The organism is Corynebacterium mucifaciens (assembly GCF_012396315.1).
Taxonomy (GTDB): Bacteria; Actinomycetota; Actinomycetes; order Mycobacteriales; family Mycobacteriaceae; genus Corynebacterium; species Corynebacterium mucifaciens.
Genome location: NZ_JAAXPF010000003.1, coordinates 109722 through 132699, shown reverse-complemented (window position 1 = coordinate 132699; position 22978 = coordinate 109722). Strand labels below are relative to the sequence as shown.

The window sequence follows — 22978 nt, the reverse complement described above, 5'->3', positions numbered from 1 at the left end:
GCCCGATAGGGCAGCGGCTGACGGCTGTTCAGCGTGCAGTTCGTAAAACTTGACGGACCAAAAATCTGACCTCGGGTTTTGCGGCTGCCATTTGGCAGGATTGTCAACTTCTACGAATCGCGTCTGGCCACCGGTGAGTGCCCTGGTCCGGCTACTTTCCCCGGAGGAGGTTAAACAGTGCCAGCACTCCAGAAATCGCAGCGGTCAGGCCTCCGAAGAAGGCGCCGAGCGCGAAGACCCCGGCGGGGAGGGACTCAGCGTCCGGGTCGAAGGTTTCGATGCACAGGCCGAACAGGAAAAAACACAGCATGCCGAGAACCGCGGACCACTTGAACACCTTGGTAGCCTTTGGGCGTTTCACGGGCGCGGGAGCCGGGTCCGTCAGGGCTGGGACGCTTAGAGACGACGGCACCGGCACTGGGGTGTACCGCGGGGCGCTTGCGGCGGCGAGGAGTTCTTCCGGGGTTGGGTCAGAAGGTGCCGGTGCCGGAGGTTCGACTTCGGGGAGGCTGGCTGTCGAAGCCTGGCGTTGACCCAAAACCGGTTGTGTCTCGGCCGCGGCTGCTTTGGCTGCACCCGTTTGTTGAGCAGGACCCTCAGGAACCCCGTCGACGGCGAGGTCAACGACCATCTCCACCAGTTGGCTGCGGCGCTTCGGTCCGACCCCAGCAAGCTGGAGTAGGTCGTTGGCGCTGACTCGCAGCATCTCGGGGTGCTCTAAGCTCCACACCGCTAGGTAGCGGTCGATGCCTCTTCCAGTGGCTTCGGGGACGTGGTGGGGCTTGAGGTTCTCGGCCATTTCGTGAAGGGGGCGCGTCGGATGCAGCGCGATCCAGGCCGCTGCGATTTGCGACGAGGGTGCGCCCGTCGTGGAAACGTGCTCGGGCGAAAGCCAGGAGAACTGTTCGGGTAGTTCAATCCTGGCAGAATCTGCCAGTAGCTCCGACGCTGCGGGCTGCTCCGAAACAGGCTCATTATCGATCGTGCCGAGTAACTGCGCGAACTTCGTCTCACCGACGACGGGGATGCCGTATTTGCGTGCCTTTTGCGCCTTGCCGCTCATGGAGTCCGGGTTGGCAGCCACTAGCAACACACACTTGCGGGTGACGTCGCCAACCTCCAAGCCCGCGGCGGTGGCGCGTTGTACCCAAACGTCGCGAGCAATATCCATCGCGCCGGTGAGGGCAATTCGGTCGCCTGGGTGGAGCGTGAACTGGCCGGGGGCGGTGCCGGCCTGCGGCTCGTCGAGAAGCGAATGCATGAGCGCGGGATCCACGCTCAGCGCGTCCGCAACAGCAAGAAGCTCGGTGCGTTCTTCTGCAGTGATGACGCCGTCGGACCAGGCCTCGACGACAAGCTGACGCGTGAACTCCTCGTTGATTGCATCGACGTCGTCCGCGTCTAGGCCCGAAGCGATCGCAGCTTGCTCCAGCTGGCGCATCTCAGTTCGTGAGATATGGCGATCGACCAGCGCGCAGGTTAACTCGGCACGATACGCCTCCTCATCCTTCGTGCCGGTGGCGGGAAGAGTGCGGGAAAGCTGACCGGACCACCCGGAAGAGGTGCCCCTCGGAAGTATGCGTGGTTCCGCTGCGGGCGCAAGGAAGACAGCGGTGGGAAAACCCGTGAGTGCCACGTCGTGGCACGCGCGGAAGTACCGCAACAACTCTGCGGTGGCCTGCGCATCCGCCAGCGCGGAGTGGGCGAGGGGATTGTGGATCTGCGCAACGGCGAGTGCCTGCTCAAGCTTCTTCACGCCGAGGTGCTGGTTAGACAGTGTCATCGTGTCCACCCACAATTGCGTGAGACCGTTCTCCGCCTTGGCCCGCTCAAACTCGTGAGTGAGAAAGCGGCGCTCGAACGGCGCATTGTGCGCCACCAGTGCGCGCCCGTGCAGCAGAGAACCGAGGTACGCCGCGACGTCGCGGAACGCGGGAGCATCGACGACGTCGGTAGCGGTGATCTTGTGGATGTAACTATTCGGAATGTCGCGCTCAGGCTGGATCAATGTCTCCCACGTTCGCTCTACGGTGAGATCCGGCCGGAGCAACACCACGCCGATTTCTACGATGCGGTCGTGCAGCATCACACCTGTTGTTTCTAGGTCCACCACCGCGAAACCAGCGTGGTGGTTGGTGTGGTTCGGGTGCCCGGGCTGCGGGTCCATCGTGGCTCCTTGCTCTCTGCGGCAACGTACGTTGCCCTTAGTTGTCGGATCAGCAGATTAGGCCATTGGTCGACGTGCGGGGTGTTTTTGTCGGACGGGTGTTCGGGGGCCTCCAGAGGCAACAGCTCTCTGGAACCGAGGGCAGGTGTGCTGCGTCTAACGGGAAAGGGGAGAAGCCTTGTCAATTTCGGGTTGACATTTGACCGCTGGAGGGGGTTGAACTATGAAGCGCTATGCAGTAATTAAGAAGCTGCGGGCGGCAGCGCGCAGGCGCGGATTGGAGTTTGAAGAAATACGCCTCACTCGCCACGACGCGTACCGGGTTGGGGATACTACTAAGACGCTGGGTAGACATAACGAAATAGACGATCTTGCGGCGCGGGAATTCTTTGACCAGTTCCAAAACGAATTAGGAAAAGGGTGGTTGCGATGAAGATGTTCACGGTGACTGCAGAGCGTGGGGCGAGCGGCGCGTGGGTCCTGGAGTGTGGCGAACTGGGAGTGGTTTCACAGACTCGGAGGCTCGACCGGGCGGAGGATGAAGTTACAGAGGCAATCGCATTCCAATCCGGCTTCAAACCGGACGAGTTTGGGATCGAGGTCGTGCCCATCCTTCCGGCCGAGGTGGAGACGTTGCGTAAGCGTGCCGACGATCTCGGCGCCAAGGCGAAAGTCGCATTAGATGATGCGGCGGCGGCGAGGTCTGCGCTGGCACGCAAGTTGAAGGACGAGGGGTTCACGCTCCGCGAGATGGGACAGGTGCTCGGGGTGTCGTACCAGCGGGCGTCGGAGTTAGCGGCGGGTAGGGTACAGCCGCTCTAAAACAGCTCCTTGACCGCCGCGCGGTCCACCTTGCCCGGGCCGAGCTGCGGCAGCGCCGCCACCACCTTGAGTTCTTTCGGGATCTGCCAGTGCGCGATGCGGCCGGCGTCCTCCGCGTCGGCGAGGGCGTCCAGAACGTCGGGCACTGAGGCCGAGCCGGTGTAGGCGGCGCAGATGCGCTGGCCCAGGCGGTCGTCTTCCTTGCCGATGACGCAGGTTGCGGTGACGCCGTCGATAAGCAAAAGCTCCGCTTCCAGCACCTCGGGATGGAGTTTGAAGCCGCCGGAGGAGATGACGTTGTCGGTGCGGCCCAGGACGGTGAGCGCGCCGCCCTCAAGCGAGCCGGCGTCGGAGGTGCGGAACCAGCCGTCGGTGAGGTCGGGGGAGTCCAGCCGGTGGTAGCCGCGAGCGACCATGGGGCCGCCGAGGTGGATGCGGCCGTCGACGATTTTCACGCGGGCGCCGGCGATGGGGCGGCCGTTGTACACGCAGCCGCCAGAGGTTTCGGAGGAGCCGTAGGTGGTGACCACGTTGATGCGCAGCTTCGCCGCCGATTCGAGCAGGCGCGGGTTGGTGGCCGCGCCGCCGACAAGCACCGCATCGAAGGCGCGCAGCGCGTCGATGCCTTGCAGCGTGGAGGTGGCCTTGGCCAGCTGCATCGGGGTCAGCGCGGTGTAGGTGCGCTCGCCGGTCTGCGCCAACTCGTGGGCGCGGGCGGCGAATTCGGCCACGTTGAAGCCGTGGGAGAGGTCAACGAACGCGGGCTCGACGCCAGCGACCATGCTGCGCACCAGCACCTGGATCCCCGCGATGTAGGCGGCGGGCATAGCCAGCAGCCACTGGCCCTCGCCGCCGAGCGCCTGGTGGGTGGCGTCCGCGCTGGAGATCAGGTTCGCCGGGGTGAGCATCGCGCCCTTGGGTGTGCCGGTGGAGCCGGAGGTGGACACGACTAGGGCGATGTCGTCGTCGATGGGCGCGCCGGGTTTGAGAGTGTTACGCAGCAGGTTCGTGCGCGCCGGATCGTTCGCCGGCACGGGCAATAACGTGCGCTGGCCGGTCAGCGCCTCCTCGAGCGCGGGCATTACGGCCAGCGGGTTCGCGGGGTCGACGGGGAGAAGTTCGAGGAGGTTGCTCACGTCGCACAAGGCTAGCAACCCTTATGGTTCTTTATGATTGGGCGATTCATAAAGATGTATAAAGGGGGTGTGCAGCCCAGCCCTTATACCCCCGGACGCGTCACCACCGAAGTATTCGGTCGCGACGCGGTTCTGACCGACATCAAGCGTGACCTCGCGTTCATGATGGTCGAGCCGCAACTCAGCGGCCAGCTCGAAGTGTTCGTCGGGCCCAGGGGAGTGGGCAAAACGAGCCTGCTGCGCGCAGCCCAGGCGGAGGCGGACCGGCAAGGGTTCGCAACGCTCTGGGTCACCGCAGGCGACGGGCCGCTCCTGCAATCGCTCGTCGAGGCGCTGGAACACCTTTCCCACTCGTGGCACGACGATATCGCGGACACACTTCGGAAGGTCATCGCTTCTGTCAGGATCGATATCGGCGGACTCACGGTGGAAGCAGTCGGATCCGGGCGTGCGCCGCGCCGGTCCACCCCGGCGAATCACCTGCAACAACTGCTCAGTGCGGCGGGGCGGGCCGCGATGGCACGAGAGCGCGGCCTGATCGTGTTCGTCGACGAGATCCAAAGCGCGGACCCGGACGGCATCCGCGCATACGCCTACGCGTGGCAACACATGCAGTCCGAGCAGCAGGACCTAGCGATGGCGACCTATGCCGCCGGACTGAGCCACTCGCAAGACGTCATCACCGACGCGGTGAGCTTCGCGGAGCGCTTCCGCTACCAACCGCTGTATAACCTCACGCCGGAGCAGTCGGCCACGGCGCTGACGTCGCTTGCCGAGGCACGCGGCGTGCGCTGGGATGACTCTGCGCTGGACGAAGCGTTGGATATAGCCCGCGGCTACCCGTTTTTCATCCAATCCATCGGCGACGAGGTCTGGAAGGCTGCGGGCTACCCGGGCGCCGGGGTGCTCCTCGAGCAGCGCCAGGTTGACGAGGCGAAAGACGGCTTTGACGCCATGCGCAGCGCGTTTTTCCGGGCCCGCTGGCAGAAGGCGACGCCCGTGGAGGCGCTGCTGCTCCAGGCGATGGCGCAAGTCGGTGACGGGCCGGTCAAGCGTGCGGACATTGCAGCGGCAATGGGGCGCGGCTCCAACGAGTTGTCCATGGCGCGGCGCTCACTCATGGACAAAGGGCTTATTGACGCACCACAGCACGGCTACCTCGAGTTCACCGCACCGGGATTCGCGGATTTTGTGCGCGACGAGACCTGAAATGCGAGACACATGTAATTGCCGGCTGTCGCGGGGCCCCACACCGGATCTGCTAGTTGCGCGAAAATGACAACTAGCAGATCCGCCAGCGCGCCGGGCCGGACCAGCACACCGGACCCCGCGCCGGGTGCCTAGTAGTAGAACGGGAAGTCGTCCCAGCGTGGCGGGCGCTTTTCCAGAAACGAGTCGCGGCCCTCGACGGCCTCGTCGGTCATGTACGCCAGGCGGGTGGCCTCGCCAGCGAAGACCTGCTGGCCCATGAGGCCGTCGTCGACAAGGTTGAACGCGAACTTCAGCATGCGCTGCGCGGTGGGGGACTTGCCGTTGATCTCGCGGGCGACCTGGATGGCTTCCTCTTCCAAGGCAGCATGCGAAGCGACGATGTTGACCGCGCCCATGCGCTGCATCTCCTCCGCCGAGTACGTGCGGCCGAGGAAGAAGATCTCGCGCGCGAACTTTTGGCCCACCATCTTGGCCAGGTAGGCGGAGCCGTAGCCGGCGTCGAAGGAGCCCACATCCGCGTCGGTCTGCTTGAAGCGGGCCTCCTCACGCGAGGCGATGGTCATGTCGCACACCACGTGCAGCGAGTGCCCGCCACCGGCCGCCCAGCCGTTCACCACCGCGATAACCACCTTGGGCATGGTGCGGATCAGCCGCTGCACCTCGAGGATGTGCAGGCGCCCGCCCTCGGCCTTCGCACGGGCCTCGTCGACAGTCTCTGCGGTCTCGCCGCCGGCGTACTGATAGCCGGAGCGGCCGCGGATGCGCTGGTCGCCGCCCGAGCAGAACGCCCAGCCGCCGTCTTTCGGCGAAGGCCCGTTGCCGGTCAGCAGCACCACGCCTACCGACGGGTCGCGCCGGGCATGGTCGAGCGCCTGGTAGAGCTCGTCCACGGTGTGCGGGCGAAACGCGTTGCGCACCTCGGGGCGGTCGAACGCGATGCGCACCATGCCGTCGGCGCGCGTGTCGCCCACGTGGCGGTGGTAGGTGATGTCGGTGAAATCGAAGCCCGCGACCTCGCGCCACTGGCTGGGGTCGAACGGCTGGGCGGTGGAATAACTCATGCCTACACTTTGCCCCATGCTGCCTTCTGCCGACGAGATCCTCGAGCGCGCCCACGTTGTCGCCCTGCCCATGGCCGTGAAATTCCGCGGCATCACTACCCGCGAGGCCCTGCTCATCGACGGCCCCGCCGGCTGGGGCGAGTTCTCACCCTTCGTCGAGTACGGCGCGCGGGAGTCCGCCGCGTGGCTGCGCGCCGGCATTGTGGCCGCGTTCACCGGCCTGCCGGAAGCCCACGGCACCGTGGAGGTCAACGGCACCATCCCCGCCGTTGAGGACGTCGAGCCGGTGCTCGCGCGTTTCCCCGGTGTGACCACGTTCAAGATCAAAGTCGCGGAACCCTCGCAGTCGCTTGACGACGACCTCCGGCGCGTCACCGCCGTCCGCCGGCTGCGCCCCGACGCGACGCTGCGCGTGGACGCCAACCGCGGCTGGAGCGTCGACCAAGCCGTCGAGGCCGCCGAAGCGATGGGCGAGCTGGAGTACATCGAGCAGCCGTGCGCCACGGTGGAAGAGCTCGCGGAGGTGCGAAGGCGCACCACGACCCCGATCGCGGCGGACGAGTCCATCCGCCGCGCGTCCGACCCATACCGCGTGGCGGAGCTCAAGGCGGCGGATGTGGCGGTGTGCAAGGTTGCGCCGTTAGGTGGCGTCGATAGGCTCGTGCAGATTGCGCGCGACCTCGCGCTTGACGTCACGGTGGCCAGCGCCCTGGATACCGCCGTCGGCATGGACGCGGGGCTTGTGGCCGCCAAGCTGACCGGATCGCGCGCGGCCGGCCTGGCTACGCAGCGGCTGTTCATCGAAGATGTCGCGGCACCGCGCGAGCTTGTGAACGGCCAGCTCGAGCTCACCCGCACCACACCGGACCGGGACAGGCTGCACGGGTTGCGAGCGTCGGGTGCGCGCCGCGACTGGTGGTTCGACCGTGTCCGCGCCTGCGTAGAAGTCCTGGAGCGAGACCCCCAAACCCGGGTATAGACGCCTCGGTGGATGTGGGTATCGGGGGTGTCGGCTACCCTTTCGCCCATGTCCACTCCCGTAACCCGCGAATCCGCCGCGCTCTCAGACGGCGACCTCGCCAAAGCACCAGAACCAAGCGAATGGCGCCGGCAGCGCATCGGCCTCATCGCTGGTGTCGTGCTGGCTGTGCTCGTGTACTTCTTGTTCCCCGCTGACGCCGCGGACACCGTGGCGCAGTCCGCCGGCGCGAAGGAGGGCGCGGAGTACTCCGAGAACGCCATGCGTATCGTGGCCGCCACCACCGTTTTGATGGCCGCGTGGTGGATGACGGAGGCGATCCCCCTGGCCGCCACCGCCCTGCTCCCGATCGCGGTGTTCCCGCTCGCCGGCGTGGCCCCGTTTAAGGACGTGTCCTCGCCCTACGCCTCAGCGACCATCTTCCTGTTCATGGGCGGTTTCCTCATGGCCCTGGGCCTGCAGCGGTGGAACCTGCACCGCCGCCTCGCCCTCGTGGTGGTCAAGCTGGTGGGTACCTCGCCCAAGCGCATCATCCTGGGCTTCATGCTGGCCACCGGCTTTATGTCCATGTGGGTCTCCAACACCGCCACCGCCGTGGTGATGCTGCCCATCGGCACCTCGGTGCTCATGCTCACCGCGGACACCGTCGGGGGCATGGCCAACCAGAAGCGCTTCGCCACCGCGCTCATGCTGGGCATCGCGTACTCCGCCTCCATTGGCTCGCTGGGCACCCTGATTGGCACCCCGCCGAACGCGCTGCTCAAGGGCTACATGGAAGAGGCGCACGGGATCACCATCGGCTTCGGCGAGTGGATGCTGGTGGGCATGCCGGTGGCCGTCGTGTTCACGTTCGTGGCGTGGTGGGTGCTCGTCATGGTGTTCGCGCCGGAGATCGACCGTATCCCGGGCGGCAAAGAGCTGATCAACGACGAGCTGAAGAAGCTCGGCGGCTGGACCTTCCCGCAGATCGCCGTCGGCCTCATCTTCCTTGTCGCGGCGCTTGCCTGGATCTTCATCCCGCTGGGCCGCAGCAACTTCGGCTGGGACTTCCCGTACGACGACGCCATCGTGGGCATCATCGCCGGCCTGCTCATGTTCATCGTGCCGGGCGCAGCCAACGGCAAGCGGCTGCTGGACTGGGAGACGGCCAACGAGATGCCGTGGGACGTCCTGCTGCTCTTCGGCGGCGGCCTGTCCCTGTCCGCCATGTTCACCTCCACCGGCCTGTCGCTGTGGATCGGCGAGAAGGCGAAGGGCCTGTCCTCCCTGCCCATGATCCTGCTCATCTTCGCCGTGGCCGCGCTGGTGCTGCTGCTCACGGAGCTGACGTCCAACACCGCCACCGCGGCGACCTTCCTGCCCATCATGGGCGGCGTCGCCGTGGGCATCGGGCTGACCGACGCCACGGAGATGAACGTCATGCTGCTCGCCATCCCCGTCGCGCTCGCCGCCACCTGCGCCTTCATGCTGCCGGTGGCGACCCCGCCGAACGCGATTGCATACTCCTCGGGCTACGTCACCATGAGCGAGATGATCAAGGGCGGCATCTGGCTCAACATCATCGCGCTGGTGCTGATCACCCTGGCCACCTACTTCATCGCCGTGCCGGTCTTCGGCCTCGTGCTGTAGGAGCCGCCGCGGCCGCGCGCTAGTCTGTTGCGCATGGATAACGAGACGAGACAGTACGGCGCGCAGGGCTCCGAACCGCCGCGGCCCGAGCGCCCCAAGCAGTACTTCCCGGACCAGTCCCAAAACCAGCAGCAATACGCCCAGCCGGCGTACGAGCAGCCCTACCAGGAGCCGTACTACGAGCCGGAGCCGAAGGGCTCGTCTGCAGGCGCGATCGCCCTCGGTGTCGTCGCCGCGCTGAGCTTTCTCTCGGCTCTCGTGCTGTTTTTCCTGTGGCGCGGCGCCGCAGCCGAAGCTGACAAACCGCCGGTGACGGAGACCAGCACGGTCACCCAGACCACCACGGCGACCACGACGTCGACCACTACGAAGCTGCCGTCGATTTTTGGCGACCGCGACAACCCCACGGCAACCCTCGCGCCGGACGAGCCGGCCCCGGACCCGAGCGACATCGAGCGCGAGATCCGGGAAAACGCCCGCGACATCTTCGATCAGCTCCGCGAAGGCGCGGACGCAATCCAACAGGAGCAGTAGATGGCAGCGATGGAGATAGCGGCGGCGGTGGCGGAGCTCGTGGCCAAGCATTGCACCGATGTGGTCATGAGCCCGGGCTCGCGTAACTCGCCGCTGGCGTACGCGCTGCTTGCCAGGCAGGACGTGCGCGTGCATATGCGTATCGACGAGCGCTCCGCCGCCTTTACCGCCCTCGGCCTCGCCCGCGTGCAGCGCCGGCACGTCGGTGTGGTGATGACCTCCGGCACCGCAGTGGCCAACGCCTACCCGGCCGTCATCGAGGCGCACATGTCGCACACGCCGATCGCCGTGATCAGCGCGGACCGCCCGGAGCGCCTCGTGGGCACGGGTGCGAGCCAGACCATTTGGCAGCAGGGGATCTTCGGCCGCTACGCCGAAACGCAGCAGGTCGCAACGCTTGACGACGTCCACGCGGTGCGCTTCACCGACCCCCAGGTGCACATCAACGTGGCGCTGGACACCCCGCTCGTGCCGGCCGCGCTGCCGGAGCCCGTGGGCGCCCCGCGGCGGGTCGGCCCCGGCAGCCTCGCAAGCTCGGCTGCCGGGGGCATCGGAGGAGCCAACGACCACGGCGCGGTCGACCTCGATCTGACCCGCGACACGCTGGTCATCGCCGGCGACGAGGCCTGGGAGGTGCCGGGCCTGGAGCACGTGCCCACGATCGCTGAGCCCACCGCACCGACACCCTTCCACCAGGTGCACCCGTTGGCCGCGCGCTTCTTCGCGCAGTCCGAGGTGGCCATCTCCCACGACGGGGGCGACTTCGCCGCCACCACCAAACCGGAGCAGGTCATCGTGGTGGGGCACCCGACGCTGCACCGTGACGTGATGGCGCTGCTGGCGGACCCGGACATCGAGGTCATCGGCATCTCCCGCACGGGCACGTTCACCGGGCAGCCGGACAGGCGCGGCTCGCGCGTCAACGCCACCGGCCAACCCACGGACACGTGGCTGAAAATCTGCGAGGCCGCCGGCGAGGTCGGCGCGGAGACCGTGCGCGCCGCGTTGGCCGAGGAGGAGTTCGGCTTCACCGGCCTGCACGTCGCCGCCGCAGTGTGCGACACCCTTGCGGTGGGCGACACGCTGGTGCTGGGCTCGTCCAACCCGGTGCGCGACGCCTCCTTTGTGGGCATGCCGTTCGACGGCGTGTCCACCTACGCCGCCCGCGGCGCCGCCGGCATCGACGGCACCGTCTCCCAAGCGGTCGGCGTCGCCCTTGCCACCCAGCAGCTGCGCCCCGACGAGATCCGCGCCCCGCGCACACTGGCGCTCATGGGGGACCTCACATTCCTCCACGACGTCAACGGCCTGCTCATCGGCGCGGGCGAGCCGCGACCGGGCAACCTCACCATCGTGGTGGCCAACGACGACGGCGGCGGCATCTTCGAGGGCCTCGAGCCGGGCGCGGATCACCTCCGGGGCGCGTTCGAGCGGGCGTTCGGCACGCCGCACGGAACGGACGTGGAGAAGCTTGCGCAGGCCTACGGCGCCGACTACCGGCGCGCGGACACCCTCGCCGAGCTGCACCAGGTGCTGCTGGAGCTGGAGGCGCAGCCGAACCCGATCACCGTCGTGGAAGCCGCCACCACCCGCACCACTAGGCGCGCGCTGGCGGCCCGCCTGAACCGATGAGGTGGCGCCGCCGCGCGCACCAGGTGGTCCTGGCGCTTTATGTGTTTGCCACGCTGGGGTGCGTGGCCATGGTCGGGGGGCCCGCGCTCAACGACGCCCGCATTCACGCCGATCCCGGGCGCGGCACCGCCACCGTGACAGAAGCGGGGCGCATGCGCACGTTTGTGGAGTATCAGACTGAGGACGGCCAGCTCGTCTCCCCGCCGCGTGGGCTGCTGTACCCCACGGGCCTGGGGGAGGGGCAGCAGGTGTGGGTGACCTACGCCAAGTCCGACCCGGACCTGGTCAAGGTGGAGGGCCGCGGCTGGGCGCTGGCGCTCAAGCCGGCCCTGTCGGTGTGGGTGGTATCAACGCTTGTGGCGGCCGCGGGTTGGTTCGCGGTCGAGCGGTGGGTGCCCGAGGGGTAGAAAGTTCATGTCCGGTTCAACCAAAATTGACGGCGAGTTTGGTTAGCAATGGGAGAGTGCGTGGCTATGCGAGTGGGAATCGTGGCGGAGTCCTTCCTGCCAAACGTCAACGGCGTGACCAATTCAGTGCTGCGCGTCCTGGAGCACCTCAAGCGCAAAGGGCACGAGGCGATGGTGGTCGCGCCGGGCGCGCGCGACTTCCAGGACGAGATCCCGGACTACCTCGGTTTCGAGATCGTGCGTGTGCCCACCGTCATGGTCCCCCTGGTGGATTCCCTGCCCGTTGGCGTGCCCACCACCACGGTCGCAGCGGCGTTGAACGAGTTCAAGCCGGACATCATCCACCTGGCCAGCCCGTTCGTGCTCGGCGGGGCTGGCGCGTTCGCCGCGCGCCAGCTCGGTGTGCCGGCGGTGGCGCTGTACCAGACGGACGTGGCGGGCTTTGCCACCAAGTACCACCTGCCCATGGTGGCCAACTTGGCGTGGGATTGGACGCGCACGATCCACAACATGAGCGAGATGACGCTGGCGCCGTCCTCGACCTACATCCGCGAGCTTGAATCCCACGGCGTCAACAACGTGCGCCACTGGGGCCGCGGCGTGGACACGGAGCTGTTCAACCCCGCCAAGCGCTCAGACGTGCTGCGCCGGGCGTGGGACCCCACCGGCACCAAGAAGATCGTGGGCTTCGTCGGCCGCCTCGCCGCGGAGAAGTCGGTGCATCGCCTCGCCCCGCTTATCGACGACCCTTCGGTCCAACTCGTGGTCGTCGGCGACGGGCCGGAGCGGGACGAGCTTGCCGAGGTGCTGCCGTCCGCCGTGTTCACCGGAGCACTGGGCGGCGAGGAGCTGGCCCGCGCGTATGCGTCTTTGGACCTGTTCGTGCACACCGGCGAGTTTGAGACGTTTTGCCAGGCCATCCAGGAGGCGCAAGCGTCGGGTGTGCCCACCATCGGTCCGCGCGCGGGCGGTCCCATCGACCTGATCGCCCACGGCGACAACGGCCTGCTGTTGGAGGTGGACACCTTCGAAGACGAGCTGCCCGACGCGGCGCGGTGGGTGCTGGACGACGCGCGCCACGCCGGCTTGCAGGCCACCGCGCGCGAGTCCGTGGCGGACAAGACCTGGGCCGCCCTCGGCGACCAGCTGCTGGGCTACTACGACGAGGTCTTGGGGGCGTACGAGCGCAACGTGGTGCGCATCTTCGGCCGGGACATGGCCCTGCCGCGGTGGGCTCCGGCGCGCGCACGGAAGCGTCGCGCGTAAACTGCCTCCGTATGGCCAAGGCGGATCTGGACAAGAAGCCCTTCGACGTCGCCGGGATGTTCGACGACGTGGGCAAGAACTACGACACCACGAACACCGTGCTCTCGTTCGGCCGCGACAAGTACTGGCGCCGGCGCACCCGCGAGCGGCTCGGACTCAAGCCGGGGGAGCTGGTGCTGGACCTCGCGGCCGGCACAGCCGTGTCCACCGTGGAGCTGGCCAAGTCAGGCGCCTGGGTCGTGGCCTGCGATTTCTCCCAGGGCATGCTGGCCGCCGGCCGCGACCGCGACGTGCCCAAAGTTGTGGGCGACGCCATGCACCTACCGTTTGCAGACGACACCTTCGACGCGGTGACGATCTCGTACGGGCTGCGCAACGTCCACGACTTCGAGGCGGGCCTGCGCGAGATGGCGCGCGTAACCAAGCCGGGCGGGCGCCTGGCGGTCAACGAGTTCTCCACCCCCGTCGTGCCGGGGTTCCGCACCCTGTACAAGGAGTACCTGCCGCTCGCAGTACCCGCGCTGGCGAAGGTGTTTTCCTCCAACCCGGAGGCGTACGAATACCTCGCGGAATCCATCCGCGCCTGGCCGGGCCAGGAGGAGCTCGCCGCCGCCATCAACGCCAACGGCTGGTCCGACGCCGGCTGGCAGAACCTCACCGGCGGCATCGTCGCGCTGCACAGCGCGGTCAAGCCGCGTTAGCGCGCGTCCCACAGGGGCTGGCCGTGCGCGGCCGCCCGCGCGCCCTTTCCAGCCACCCGCCAGGCGCGGGCCACGAGGTCGCGGTCCTCATCGGTGACCAGGTTGCCCATCAGGCGCGCCGCAGCCGGCATCAGGTACTTCCCGCCCAGCCCCCGCAGCGCAACCGGGCCCGCGAGCGGCAAAAACTGCGGGTAGGTGAGCAGGCGAGCCAGCGTGCGCGCGAGCGTGAACGCGTCGCCGTAGTACTCGCGCAACAGTGCCGGCCAGGCCAGGGTGAGATCGCCGCCCTGTGCAATCAGCTCCACGGCCAGCACGGCCGTTTCGAGCCCGTAGTCGATGCCCTCGCCGTTGAGCGGGTTCACGCACGCCGCCGCGTCACCGACAAGCGCCCAGTTGGGCCCCGCCACGTTCGACACCGCGCCGCCCATGGGCAGCAGCGCGGACGCCACGTCCTGCTCCGGGCCGAGCTGCCACTGCTCGCGCTGCTGGGAAGCGTAGAGGGACAGCAGCTTCTTTGTGTTCACCTTCGCCGGCCGGGCGTCCGTGGACAGCGCGCCGCAGCCGAGGTTCACGTGCCCGTCGCCGAGCGGGAAAATCCATCCGTAGCCGGGTTGGATCTCGCCGTCCGCGTCGCGCAGCTCCACGTGCGAGTGCATCCACGGCTCGTTAGCAAATGGTGAGGCGCAGTACGAACGCGCCGCGATGCCGTAGACCTGCCCGCGGTGCCACTGGCGGCCCAGGAGCTTGCCGAAGGGCGAGCGCACCCCGTCCGCCACCACCACCCAGCGGGTGCGGACCACCCCGCCCGTCGTCTCGACGGCGCTAATCGCGGACCCGTCGAACTGCACGCCCGTTGCGGCGGTGTTCTGGCGCGCGTCGGCGCCGGCGCGCGAAGCGGCGTCGACAAGCATCGCGTCGAAGGTGGCGCGCGGGGACGCGGAACCCTCGCCGCGGGGCCACGGCGCCACCACGTCGCCGCCGAAGCCGTGCAGCTTCAGGCCGCGGTTGCGGTAGGCGGGCACGTCGAGCCCGAAGCGGTGCAGCGTGTCGACGGCGCGAGGCGTCAACCCGTCCCCGCAGGTCTTGTCGCGGCGGGGGCCCTGGGCGTCGAGAAGCAGTGTGCGCAAACCGGCTCGCTGGGCGGCGATGGCGGCGGCGGAGCCGGCTGGGCCCGCGCCGACAACGACGAGGTCGACAAACTCATTCACGTGCCACATTCTGCCAGCGCCACCCGCTGGTGTACGGGGCGGGGTAATTGGGCTACGGTTAGTGCGTTATACATGGGCCCATCCAACCTGCAAGGACGTTATCTATGACGTACGGCACCCTCCCGTCACCGCGCCGCGGATTCAACATGGACCTGGGCGACGGCGCGCTCAACGCCCGGCTGAACGCGGGGCTCGAGGCGGTGGAGGAGCTCTTGATGGCGGAGCTCAACCGCGGGGAGAGCTTCCTCACCGACAAAGTCACCCACCTGGCCAAGGCTGGGGGCAAGCGGTTCCGCCCGATGGTGGCGCTGCTGTGCAGCGAATTCGGCCCCCACCCCGACGCCGAGAACGTCATCCGCGGCGCGGCGGTGACGGAGATGGTGCACCTGGCCACCCTGTACCACGACGACGTGATGGACGAGGCGGAGCGCCGCCGCGGCGTCGAGTCGGCCAACGCGCGCTGGGACAACACCGTGGCTATCCTCGCCGGCGACATCCTCTTCGCGCACGCCTCGCGGCAGATGGCGCTGATGGACCTGGACACCGTCGCCCACTTCGCCGACACGTTCGCCCAGCTGGTCACCGGCCAGATGCGCGAGACCGTCGGGGCGCAGGGCGCCGGCGGCGGGGACGCGGTGGAGCACTACCTGAAGGTCATCGAGGGAAAGACGGGCGTGCTCATCTCCTCTGCCGCGTACCTGGGCGCGCGGCATGCGGGCGCTGACGAGGAGACCGTGCAGCGCTGTGCCCGCATCGGCGACGGCGTCGGCATGGTCTTCCAGATTGTCGACGACATCATCGACATTTTCTCCGACCCGGAGCAGTCGGGAAAGACCCCGGGCACCGACCTACGCGAGGGCGTGTTCACCCTGCCGGTGCTCTACGCGCTCGAGGACGATTCCCCCGCCGGCGAGGAGCTGCGAGGGCTCCTCACGGGCCCCCTGACGGACGACGCGGACGTGCAGCGGGCGCTGGAGCTCCTGGGGCAGACCCGCGGGCGAGAGCGCGCCTTGGAGACGGTGCGCGGCTACGTCGAGGACGTGGAACGCGAGCTTGACGCGCTGCCGGCCGGGGCGGCGCGCGAGGCGCTTCGCGCCATGACGCGCCTGACCGTCGAACGCGTGGGGTAACCAGCGGATTTGCTTGAACTGCGGTGCGGTGTTGTAGAGTAAATCCCGCACTTTGAACGTGCTTGCCAGGTTGCCCGAGCGGCCAAAGGGAGCGGACTGTAAATCCGCCGGCATTGCCTTCAGAAGTTCGAATCTTCTACCTGGCACAAACGTAAAACCCCGTCGGTTTCACCGGCGGGGTTTTGTCGTGCGGGGGGAGTGCTGTCTTGAAACCCGTGAAAAACCGTATTAGCCAGGCGATTTGTGTTTAAAAACAACATCGGGTTAATCTTTCCAAGGCTTCAACGGAGCGGGTCAGCGCGAAGGCGCGGATCCACAACACAGAGGCTGTGCCCCCTTAGCTCAGTCGGCAGAGCGTTTCCATGGTAAGGAAAAGGTCGACAGTTCGATTCTGTCAGGGGGCTCTGTTGTTTGCTAGGGCTGTCCCACATGGGAGAGCGCAGGCGAGCACATGGCGGTGTAGCTCAGTGGTAGAGCAAGCGACTCATAATCGCTGTGTCGAGAGTTCAATTCTCTCCATCGCTACTCACCTCACGCGGGAGCCGGAAGGCCTCCGTGGTAGGGTTAGGCGCACTGTCCAAGTGCCCTAGGGGCGTGGCGCAATTGGTAGCGCAACGGTCTCCAAAACCGTAGGTTGCAGGTTCGAGTCCTGTCGCCCCTGCCAAAACAACCTGGAGGAGTTTGAGTGACTAACCCCAGCGGTCAAAACCCCGCACAGCCGACCGGTAAGCGTCAGCTGCGCGGGGCTTCTCCTGTTTCCACCGAGGGGCAAGACGCAAAGCGCGCGCCCGTCGCAGACGTGAACGCGGAGGATAAGGGCGGCTCCAGCGTCGCCACCTTCCCGGGCGAAGTCGTCTCCGAGATGAAGAAGGTCATCTGGCCGACTGGTAGGCAGATGCTGAACTACACCCTCATCGTGTTCGCGTTCCTGCTCGTGCTCACCGTCTTCGTGTGGGGCGTGGATGCGCTGTCCTCGTGGGTGATTCGCTGGATCTTCATCCGCTAGGTACAATCTGAAACCACAACGTTTCCCGCCACCTCGGTCGCCGAGGAAGGCGGGATAATTTTTGCCCCGGTACCCTGGGGCGCACACATTTGAACCACTAAGGAGATGAACCATGGCTGAGGCGAACAAAGACGTCAACGGTGCTCTGGAGATGAACGAGCAGGAAATGATCGAAGAAGGCTCGCCGGTGCAGCCTTCCACCGATCCCGCGTACAACGGCGGAGACGACGACCCGGCCGGCACTGAGGAAGGTGACTCCTCCGACGAGGAGGGCGACAGTACGAGCCTTACCGACGCTGAAGTCGAGGACATCGCTCAGGCCGCCGTCGAAACCGACAGTGCGGAAGCGGCGGCCGAGGAGCTCGAGGGCGACGCTGACAAGGCTGACGACGAGGACGTCGTCGAGGAGCCGATCCAGGAAACCGACCTCGCCGCGGCGGAATCCGCAGAGGCTGACGCGGAGTCCGAAGCCGACGACAGCGAGTACAAGCGCCGCTTGCGCGAGTACACCCGCGAGCTGAAGAAGCAGCCGGGCGAGTGGTACATCATCCAGTCCTACTCGGGCTACGAGAACAAGGTGAAGACCAACCTCGAGATGCGCGCCCAGACCCTCGAGGTCGAGGACTCCATCTACGAGGTGGTCGTGCCCATCGAGCAGGCCATCGAGAACAAGGACGGCAAGAAGAAGCTGGTCAAGCGCAAGCTTCTGCCGGGCTACGTGCTCGTGCGCATGGACATGAACGACGCCGCGTGGTCCGTGGTCCGCGAGACCCCGGGCGTGACCTCGTTCGTGGGCAACGAAGGTAATGCCACGCCGGTCAAGCACCGTGACGTCGCAAAGTTCCTGCTGCCTAAGTCCGCCGCAACCGGCGCGAAGCCGGAGGTTAACGCCGAGGGCGAGACCGTGGTGGCCATGCCGGAGGACGAAGCGCCGAAGAAGGTCGCGCACGACTACGAGGTCGGCGAGGCCGTGACCATCCTTTCCGGCGCGCTGGCGTCCGTGTCCGCGACCATCAATGCGATCGACCCGGAGACGGGCAAGATCGAGGCGCTGGTGTCGATTTTTGGCCGCGAAACCCCGGTCGAGCTCACCGCAGACCAGATCGAGCGGATCATGTAGCAGCGTTTTGCTTCTCGACGTCGTTCCGGCGTATTCTGTCTCGTCGCGCGTGCCCGCACGCGCGACGTTTTCGTTTCTTCACATCCCCGGTGGCTGGATTCAACCCCGGCATCCGGAAGCCCCGCGGCAGCTCATCGTGGCCGCAGGCGCTGTAACTAGGAGGTAATTCGATGGCTAAGAAGAAGGTCACTGGCCTGATCAAGCTGCAGATCGAGGCTGGCATGGCAAACCCGGCTCCGCCGGTGGGCCCGGCACTGGGTGCGCACGGCGTGAACATCGTCGAGTTCACCAAGGCGTACAACGCCGCCACCGAGTCCATGCGCGGCAACATCGTCCCGGTGGAGATCACGGTCTACGAGGACCGCTCCTTCGACTTCGTGCTGAAGTCTCCGCCGGCGGCGTCGCTGCTGCTCAAGGCCGCTGGCCTGCAGAAGGGCTCCGGCGTCCCGCACACTGACAAGGTTGGCAAGGTCACCTGGGATCAGTGCAAGGAGATCGCCGAGACCAAGAAGAACGACCTCAACGCCCGCGACATCGAGGCAGGCGCCGCGATCATCGCCGGCACCGCCCGCTCCATGGGCATCGAGGTTGAGAAGTAAACCGAAGCGCATCGACGCTTCACGTGGCAGGGCCGCAAGCCAGGCCCGCTCACCACAACTCCGGAAAGGAACCCAACATGGCTAAGAAATCCAAGCGCTACATCGAGCAGCTGGCCAAGGTGGACCGCGACAGCGTCTACCACCCGCTCGACGCCGTCACTCTTGCGAAGGAGACCTCCTCCGACAAGTACGACGCCACCATCGACGTTGCAATGCGTCTGTCCGTCGACCCGCGCAAGGCCGACCAGCTGGTCCGCGGCACCGTCAACCTGCCGCACGGCACCGGTAAGACCGTCCGCGTCGCCGTCTTCGCCGAGGGCGAGAACGCCACCCGGGCGCAGGAGGCAGGCGCTGACATCGTCGGCACCGACGAGCTGATCGAGCAGATCAACGCCGGCCAGCTCAACTTCGACGTGGCTATCGCTACGCCGGACCAGATGGCCAAGGTCGGCCGCGTCGCCCGCGTGCTCGGCCCGCGTGGTCTGATGCCGAACCCGAAGACCGGCACCGTCACCCCGGACGTCGCCAAGGCTGTCCAGGACTCCAAGGGCGGCAAGATCGCCTTCCGCGTGGACAAGGCGTCCAACCTGCACGCCATCATCGGCAAGGCATCCTTCACCCCGGAGCAGCTCGCCGAGAACTACGGCGCGCTCCTGGATGAGGTCATCCGCCTGAAGCCGGCGTCCGCCAAGGGCATCTACCTGAAGAAGATCACCGTCTCCGCCACCCAGGGCCCGGGTGTGCCGGTGGACACCTCCGTGGAGAAGAACTACGCCACCAAGGCATAGTTCATCCCCGCCTCACGCCTCAGCCGTTCTGGCTGGGGCGTTTTGCGTTGCCGAAGAGTTGGTCGAGGGCGCCGCGGTCAGTGCTCTTCACGCGGTTCCCGTGCGGGGATACCCACCAGGGTGCGCCCCTGATCATTTCGATGCGGCCGCGTTTGGTTGTGCGCGGGTCGTCGTCGTTGACGCGGTTGTGGTACCTGCACAGCGGTGCGAGGTTGTCCAGGTTGGTCGCCCCGCCGTGTTTCCAGGGGCGCACGTGGTGCATCTCGCAGCCGTAGGCGCCGTGCCTGCACCCCGGGAACGCGCACACCGGGGACACCATGGAGGCCAGGTCGCGTTGCTTCTGGTTGGCGAAGCGGTCCGCCCGGTACAGGTTCACCGCCCCGGCTTCTGGGTGGAAGGCGGCGACCTGTAACGCCTCACCGAATTCGGCGGCGAGGTACTCGGCACCGGTCATGGTGGTGCCATCGGTAAGGGTGAGCACCACGTCGTCGCCGTTACCGGCCAGGATGCGCGCGTGGTCGTGGATGGGCACGATCACGATCGGCCGGGGCGCGGCGGCGGCGACGCCGCCGGTGTCACCGCGCACGATGCGCCAAAACGCGGCCTCCATCTGCTCGGCTGAGGGTTTGGCGGGGTCTACCCCTTGCATGAGGCGGTGTTCTAGGTCGGCGGCGTTGCGGTCAGTGGTGTCGATGGTGATGCGCGCCCGTCCGTTTTTCGGGGCGGAGAAGGCAACCTGCTTCTTTGTTGGTGTCGTGTCGGCGGGCACCAGCTCCCGGGCGGCGTGTTCGATGGCGCGGTAGCCGCCGGTGACGTCGAGCAGTGCCAGGCGCAGCCGCCACCGCTCACCGGCATCGCTCACGCCGTTGATGCGGCGTTCGATCAGGGCGAGCTCGTCGAGCGAGAACCCGCGGGCTTTCTGCGCCGCGAGGGCTTGTTTGCGGGTGTACCTTGTCGCCCCGAAGTAGATGTCCTGCATGCCCGCCCATGCGCCGGCGCGCTGTGGTGCCATGCCGGCGGCGAGGGCGATGTCGAGGTTGAAGTGCCGCAGCGTCTCTATGGACGTGGCGGTCAGCGCCTCGATGTACGCCTCGAACGGGTTCATGCCAGCCACGCTAAAGCACACGCGACAGCGCACAACCCCCTCAACCCAAACCTGTGGACAACCCGCCCCGCCGCCACCGCGTTATCCACAGAACAAAGCGATTTGGCTTAACGCAAGCCCACCAGCTAGTATCCTCAACCGAAGTTTGAACGGCCTACAAAGGCCGAGCTCAAGTTTCACCGTAGACCGTCGGTCACTTCCGCAAGGGAGTCGAAGGTATCCCCCTCCAGGGATCGGCCCACGCAGGAGAAACGTGGCACACCATCATGTATGCCTCGTGCTTCTGCACGGGGCATTTTTGCTGCTACGGCGACAGGCGAAGCTGACGTCGAGAAGCAAAGTGCTCCGGGCGGATTGAAGGACATGAAGTTATCGGAAGGAGGCGTGTGTCATGGCAAACCCGAAGAATACGGCTGAGCTCGCGGAGCTGAAGAACAAGTTCGCTGAGGCGGACTCCATCGTGCTCACCGAGTACCGTGGCCTGACCGTCGGCCAGCTGCAGCAGCTGCGCGGCGATATGGGCTTCGATGTCGAGTACCACGTCGCCAAGAACACCCTCATCAAGATCGCTGCTAACGAGCAGGGCATCGAGGGTCTCGATGATCTTCTCACCGGCCCGACCGCTGTCGCGTTCATCAAGGGCGATGCGGCTGTCGACGCTGCGAAGGTGATGAAGAAGTTCAACAAGGACCACGACGCGTTCGTGATCAAGGGCGGCTACATGGACGGCAACGTCCTGGACGCTTCCCAGATCGACGCGCTGGCCGAGATGGACAACCGCGAGACCACCCTTGCAAAGATCGCTGGTGCGTTCCAGGGTTCCTTGGCAAAGGCTGCCGGCCTGTTCCAGGCTCCGGCGTCCAAGACGGCCCGCCTTGTCGCTGCACTGCAGGACAAGCAGGAAGCCGCATAAACACACGTTTACACCCGGGCTATAAACGCCCACCAACAGAAAGGAAGCCACAATGGCTAAGCTCACCAAGGACGAGCTCATTGAGCAGTTCAAGGAAATGACCCTCATCGAGCTCTCCGAGTTCCTGAAGGAGTTCGAGGAGGTCTTCGACGTGACCGCAGCCGCTCCGGTTGCTGTTGCAGCTGCAGGCGCTCCGGCCGCTGGCGGCGAGGATGCCGCTGAGGAGAAGGACGAGTTCGACGTCGTGCTCGAGTCCGCTGGCGACAAGAAGATCGGCGTGATCAAGGTCGTGCGCGAGCTGGTTCCGGGCCTGGGCCTGAAGGACGCCAAGGAAATGGTCGAGGGTGCACCGAAGGCCATCCTCGAGGGCGCCAACAAGGACGACGCCGAGGCTGCAAAGGCCAAGCTGGAAGAGGCTGGCGCTTCCGTCACCCTCAAGTAAGCACTCCTTGCTTATCGACGACAACCCCCTTCGGTCGCAACCGCGACCGGAGGGGGTTTCGCGTATCTGGGGTGCGGTAAAGTAGCGCACCATGTTGCCCAAGTCCCGCATTTTCGCTGCTGTGCTCGCCGGCCTCGGTGCTGCGTTAGTAGTGGCGGGGCTGCTGGCGCCGAGCGTGTTGCTTTCCGGCACCCGCCTGCCGCTGGCGCTGGGGGAAGGCACGTGGACGTTGACGGACCCGGAGGGCACGCGCGACGGCCGGCCCTCACCGGTGACGCGCCAGCTGCACATGGAGATCCAGGAGCCGTCCGACGGCGACACGGCGAGCGTCCGGGTCGGCGACACACTGCGGGCGGGGGAGTCCGGCTCCGATTTCAACGACCTGCTCACGGCGTCGACGTGGTCGTACGCGGTCGACCGCGTCTCAGGCGCCGCAATCACGCCGGCAGAGGCGCAACTGGTGATGGGCATGCCCGCAACGCAGGTGCCTATCGACGGCGCGTGGCTGACCTTCCCCGCCCCCGCGCCACAGGGCACCGTTGAGGTGTTCGATCCGACGCTGCGCGGCACCGCACCGGCGGAGTTTGCGGGCGAGGAGGACATCGCCGGACGGACGGTGTACCGCTACTCCCAACGCGTTGCGCCGGTGAACCTCGCCATGCGGTACGCGGACCCGCGCAACACCCTGACCCTTGAGGGCGAGGACGGTGAGCCGATGCGCACCTTCCTGCACCACGCTGCGGACCGCGAGATCCTGGTGGACCAGGAGACCGGGGTGGTCGTGGGCATTGACGAGAAGGTGGACGACTACTACGCCGACGCGGAGGGCCGCGGTATCCGAAACGTGGTGACGTACGACGCGGCGATGGACCGTGAGGACGTCGAGAGGTTGGCGCGGAAGGTGGCCGACGCGCAGACCGCGGCGGCGAACCGGGGCTTGTGGAACGTGTTGACCTGGGTTGGAGCGGCGCTCGCGCTCGCTGGCGTGCTGGGCGCGCTGTGGCCCGGGCGTGCTGCGCACCGTAATTGACCCTGCGCGCGAGACGGGTGGTAGGCTTCCCCCAGCAACCGCGCGAGGCGCCGTGACGGCATCGGGCGCCAGGCGGGAGTAGTGGCGGGGG

At 66.7% G+C, this 22978-nt stretch carries 22 protein-coding genes and 4 tRNA genes; 21 read left to right on the top strand and 5 right to left on the bottom strand.

Going from position 1 to position 22978, the window contains the following annotated elements; genetic code table 11:
- Window positions 1–151: 151 nt before the first annotated feature.
- Window positions 152–2167, bottom strand: coding sequence for an exonuclease domain-containing protein (locus HF989_RS04005; RefSeq protein ID WP_168684108.1), 2016 nt, complete (start codon window positions 2165–2167; stop codon window positions 152–154).
- A 429-nt stretch (window positions 2168–2596) separates the two neighbouring features.
- Here HF989_RS04005 and HF989_RS04000 point away from each other — a divergent pair, with 429 nt between their 5' ends.
- Window positions 2597–2989, top strand: a complete 393-nt coding sequence (locus HF989_RS04000) for a hypothetical protein (RefSeq protein ID WP_168684106.1) — start codon at window positions 2597–2599, stop codon at window positions 2987–2989.
- On the opposite strand, the gene menE is transcribed toward HF989_RS04000, so the two are convergent.
- Window positions 2986–4125 carry an o-succinylbenzoate--CoA ligase gene (menE, locus tag HF989_RS03995; RefSeq protein WP_168684104.1) on the bottom strand — a complete coding sequence of 380 codons (1140 nt, stop codon included), beginning with the start codon at window positions 4123–4125 and terminating at the stop codon, window positions 2986–2988. The two genes, HF989_RS04000 and menE, sit on opposite strands and share 4 nt — an antisense overlap.
- A 69-nt stretch (window positions 4126–4194) precedes the next feature.
- Between menE and HF989_RS03990 the strand changes: the two genes are divergently transcribed.
- The gene (locus HF989_RS03990; RefSeq protein ID WP_168684102.1) at window positions 4195–5334 is read left to right on the top strand and encodes an AAA family ATPase; all 1140 of its coding nucleotides are present in this window, start codon (window positions 4195–4197) and stop codon (window positions 5332–5334) included.
- A gap of 131 nt (window positions 5335–5465) precedes the next feature.
- Here HF989_RS03990 and HF989_RS03985 read toward each other — a convergent pair whose 3' ends face one another.
- Entirely contained in the window at window positions 5466–6398 is a 933-nt protein-coding gene (locus HF989_RS03985) for a 1,4-dihydroxy-2-naphthoyl-CoA synthase (RefSeq protein WP_168684100.1), read from the bottom strand.
- Window positions 6399–6414: 16 nt separating this feature from the next.
- On the opposite strand from HF989_RS03985, the gene HF989_RS03980 reads away from it, so the two are divergent.
- From HF989_RS03980 to HF989_RS03950, 7 genes are all read left to right on the top strand, one after another.
- Window positions 6415–7377 carry an o-succinylbenzoate synthase gene (locus HF989_RS03980; protein WP_168684098.1) on the top strand — a complete coding sequence of 321 codons (963 nt, stop codon included), beginning with the start codon at window positions 6415–6417 and terminating at the stop codon, window positions 7375–7377.
- A 48-nt stretch (window positions 7378–7425) separates the two neighbouring features.
- Window positions 7426–9006 (top strand): SLC13 family permease, encoded by a 1581-nt coding sequence (locus HF989_RS03975; RefSeq protein WP_168684096.1) that lies wholly within the window; start codon window positions 7426–7428, stop codon window positions 9004–9006.
- Window positions 9007–9039: 33 nt separating this feature from the next.
- Entirely contained in the window at window positions 9040–9540 is a 501-nt protein-coding gene (locus tag HF989_RS03970; RefSeq protein ID WP_168684094.1) for a hypothetical protein, read from the top strand.
- On the top strand, window positions 9541–11172 hold the full coding sequence (menD, locus tag HF989_RS03965) for a 2-succinyl-5-enolpyruvyl-6-hydroxy-3-cyclohexene-1-carboxylic-acid synthase (protein ID WP_168684093.1): 1632 nt from the start codon (window positions 9541–9543) through the stop codon (window positions 11170–11172).
- Window positions 11169–11579 carry a DUF3592 domain-containing protein gene (locus tag HF989_RS03960; protein WP_168684091.1) on the top strand — a complete coding sequence of 137 codons (411 nt, stop codon included), beginning with the start codon at window positions 11169–11171 and terminating at the stop codon, window positions 11577–11579. The genes menD and HF989_RS03960 overlap by 4 nt, the downstream gene beginning before the upstream one ends.
- A 66-nt stretch (window positions 11580–11645) precedes the next feature.
- Window positions 11646–12845 carry a glycosyltransferase family 4 protein gene (locus tag HF989_RS03955; protein WP_168684089.1) on the top strand — a complete coding sequence of 400 codons (1200 nt, stop codon included), beginning with the start codon at window positions 11646–11648 and terminating at the stop codon, window positions 12843–12845.
- An 11-nt stretch (window positions 12846–12856) separates the two neighbouring features.
- Window positions 12857–13546 carry a demethylmenaquinone methyltransferase gene (locus HF989_RS03950; protein ID WP_168684087.1) on the top strand — a complete coding sequence of 230 codons (690 nt, stop codon included), beginning with the start codon at window positions 12857–12859 and terminating at the stop codon, window positions 13544–13546.
- Here the strand turns inward: HF989_RS03950 and HF989_RS03945 are convergent.
- Window positions 13543–14763 (bottom strand): geranylgeranyl reductase family protein, encoded by a 1221-nt coding sequence (locus HF989_RS03945; protein WP_168684085.1) that lies wholly within the window; start codon window positions 14761–14763, stop codon window positions 13543–13545. The genes HF989_RS03950 and HF989_RS03945 overlap by 4 nt on opposite strands.
- 95 nt (window positions 14764–14858) lie before the next feature.
- Here HF989_RS03945 and HF989_RS03940 point away from each other — a divergent pair, with 95 nt between their 5' ends.
- The 9 genes from HF989_RS03940 to rplA all read left to right on the top strand — a co-directional run bounded on the left by HF989_RS03940 (window position 14859) and on the right by rplA (window position 19397).
- Window positions 14859–15884, top strand: coding sequence for a polyprenyl synthetase family protein (locus tag HF989_RS03940; RefSeq protein WP_168684083.1), 1026 nt, complete (start codon window positions 14859–14861; stop codon window positions 15882–15884).
- A gap of 64 nt (window positions 15885–15948) precedes the next feature.
- Window positions 15949–16030 (top strand) — tRNA-Tyr (locus HF989_RS03935).
- 185 nt (window positions 16031–16215) lie between these two features.
- Window positions 16216–16288: transfer RNA gene (locus tag HF989_RS03930), tRNA-Thr, on the top strand.
- Between the two features lie 49 nt (window positions 16289–16337).
- Window positions 16338–16409, top strand: a tRNA-Met gene (locus HF989_RS03925).
- A 63-nt stretch (window positions 16410–16472) separates the two neighbouring features.
- Window positions 16473–16548: transfer RNA gene (locus tag HF989_RS03920), tRNA-Trp, on the top strand.
- A 21-nt stretch (window positions 16549–16569) separates the two neighbouring features.
- Window positions 16570–16890 (top strand): preprotein translocase subunit SecE, encoded by a 321-nt coding sequence (secE, locus tag HF989_RS03915; RefSeq protein WP_168684081.1) that lies wholly within the window; start codon window positions 16570–16572, stop codon window positions 16888–16890.
- A gap of 112 nt (window positions 16891–17002) precedes the next feature.
- Window positions 17003–18010 (top strand): transcription termination/antitermination protein NusG, encoded by a 1008-nt coding sequence (gene nusG, locus HF989_RS03910; RefSeq protein ID WP_210728978.1) that lies wholly within the window; start codon window positions 17003–17005, stop codon window positions 18008–18010.
- Between the two features lie 170 nt (window positions 18011–18180).
- Window positions 18181–18609: a 50S ribosomal protein L11 gene (gene rplK / locus HF989_RS03905; RefSeq protein WP_038609572.1), complete on the top strand. Its 429-nt coding sequence runs from the start codon at window positions 18181–18183 to the stop codon at window positions 18607–18609.
- 77 nt (window positions 18610–18686) lie between these two features.
- Entirely contained in the window at window positions 18687–19397 is a 711-nt protein-coding gene (gene rplA / locus HF989_RS03900; protein WP_168684079.1) for a 50S ribosomal protein L1, read from the top strand.
- 19 nt (window positions 19398–19416) lie between these two features.
- Here the strand turns inward: rplA and HF989_RS03895 are convergent, their stop codons facing one another.
- Window positions 19417–20502, bottom strand: a complete 1086-nt coding sequence (locus HF989_RS03895; protein ID WP_168684077.1) for an HNH endonuclease signature motif containing protein — start codon at window positions 20500–20502, stop codon at window positions 19417–19419.
- Between the two features lie 391 nt (window positions 20503–20893).
- Here HF989_RS03895 and rplJ point away from each other — a divergent pair, with 391 nt between their 5' ends.
- The 3 genes from rplJ to pgfA all read left to right on the top strand — a co-directional run bounded on the left by rplJ (window position 20894) and on the right by pgfA (window position 22887).
- Window positions 20894–21415 carry a 50S ribosomal protein L10 gene (rplJ, locus tag HF989_RS03890; protein WP_038609577.1) on the top strand — a complete coding sequence of 174 codons (522 nt, stop codon included), beginning with the start codon at window positions 20894–20896 and terminating at the stop codon, window positions 21413–21415.
- 52 nt (window positions 21416–21467) lie between these two features.
- Window positions 21468–21857 (top strand): 50S ribosomal protein L7/L12, encoded by a 390-nt coding sequence (gene rplL / locus HF989_RS03885; RefSeq protein WP_168684075.1) that lies wholly within the window; start codon window positions 21468–21470, stop codon window positions 21855–21857.
- A gap of 91 nt (window positions 21858–21948) precedes the next feature.
- Window positions 21949–22887, top strand: coding sequence for a cell envelope lipid trafficking protein PgfA (gene pgfA, locus HF989_RS03880; protein ID WP_168684073.1), 939 nt, complete (start codon window positions 21949–21951; stop codon window positions 22885–22887).
- Window positions 22888–22978 lie beyond the last annotated feature (91 nt).

Coding starts and splice junctions, on each gene's coding strand:
- HF989_RS04005 (WP_168684108.1), bottom strand. CDS start 2,167: ATGGACCCGCAGCCCGGGCACCCGAACCACACCAACCACCACGCTGGT.
- HF989_RS04000 (WP_168684106.1), top strand. CDS start 2,597: ATGAAGATGTTCACGGTGACTGCAGAGCGTGGGGCGAGCGGCGCGTGG.
- HF989_RS03985 (WP_168684100.1), bottom strand. CDS start 6,398: ATGAGTTATTCCACCGCCCAGCCGTTCGACCCCAGCCAGTGGCGCGAG.
- HF989_RS03980 (WP_168684098.1), top strand. CDS start 6,415: ATGCTGCCTTCTGCCGACGAGATCCTCGAGCGCGCCCACGTTGTCGCC.
- HF989_RS03975 (WP_168684096.1), top strand. CDS start 7,426: ATGTCCACTCCCGTAACCCGCGAATCCGCCGCGCTCTCAGACGGCGAC.
- HF989_RS03970 (WP_168684094.1), top strand. CDS start 9,040: ATGGATAACGAGACGAGACAGTACGGCGCGCAGGGCTCCGAACCGCCG.
- menD (WP_168684093.1), top strand. CDS start 9,541: ATGGCAGCGATGGAGATAGCGGCGGCGGTGGCGGAGCTCGTGGCCAAG.
- HF989_RS03960 (WP_168684091.1), top strand. CDS start 11,169: ATGAGGTGGCGCCGCCGCGCGCACCAGGTGGTCCTGGCGCTTTATGTG.
- HF989_RS03955 (WP_168684089.1), top strand. CDS start 11,646: ATGCGAGTGGGAATCGTGGCGGAGTCCTTCCTGCCAAACGTCAACGGC.
- HF989_RS03950 (WP_168684087.1), top strand. CDS start 12,857: ATGGCCAAGGCGGATCTGGACAAGAAGCCCTTCGACGTCGCCGGGATG.
- HF989_RS03945 (WP_168684085.1), bottom strand. CDS start 14,763: ATGTGGCACGTGAATGAGTTTGTCGACCTCGTCGTTGTCGGCGCGGGC.
- HF989_RS03940 (WP_168684083.1), top strand. CDS start 14,859: ATGACGTACGGCACCCTCCCGTCACCGCGCCGCGGATTCAACATGGAC.
- nusG (WP_210728978.1), top strand. CDS start 17,003: ATGGCTGAGGCGAACAAAGACGTCAACGGTGCTCTGGAGATGAACGAG.
- rplK (WP_038609572.1), top strand. CDS start 18,181: ATGGCTAAGAAGAAGGTCACTGGCCTGATCAAGCTGCAGATCGAGGCT.
- rplA (WP_168684079.1), top strand. CDS start 18,687: ATGGCTAAGAAATCCAAGCGCTACATCGAGCAGCTGGCCAAGGTGGAC.
- HF989_RS03895 (WP_168684077.1), bottom strand. CDS start 20,502: ATGAACCCGTTCGAGGCGTACATCGAGGCGCTGACCGCCACGTCCATA.
- rplJ (WP_038609577.1), top strand. CDS start 20,894: ATGGCAAACCCGAAGAATACGGCTGAGCTCGCGGAGCTGAAGAACAAG.
- rplL (WP_168684075.1), top strand. CDS start 21,468: ATGGCTAAGCTCACCAAGGACGAGCTCATTGAGCAGTTCAAGGAAATG.
- pgfA (WP_168684073.1), top strand. CDS start 21,949: ATGTTGCCCAAGTCCCGCATTTTCGCTGCTGTGCTCGCCGGCCTCGGT.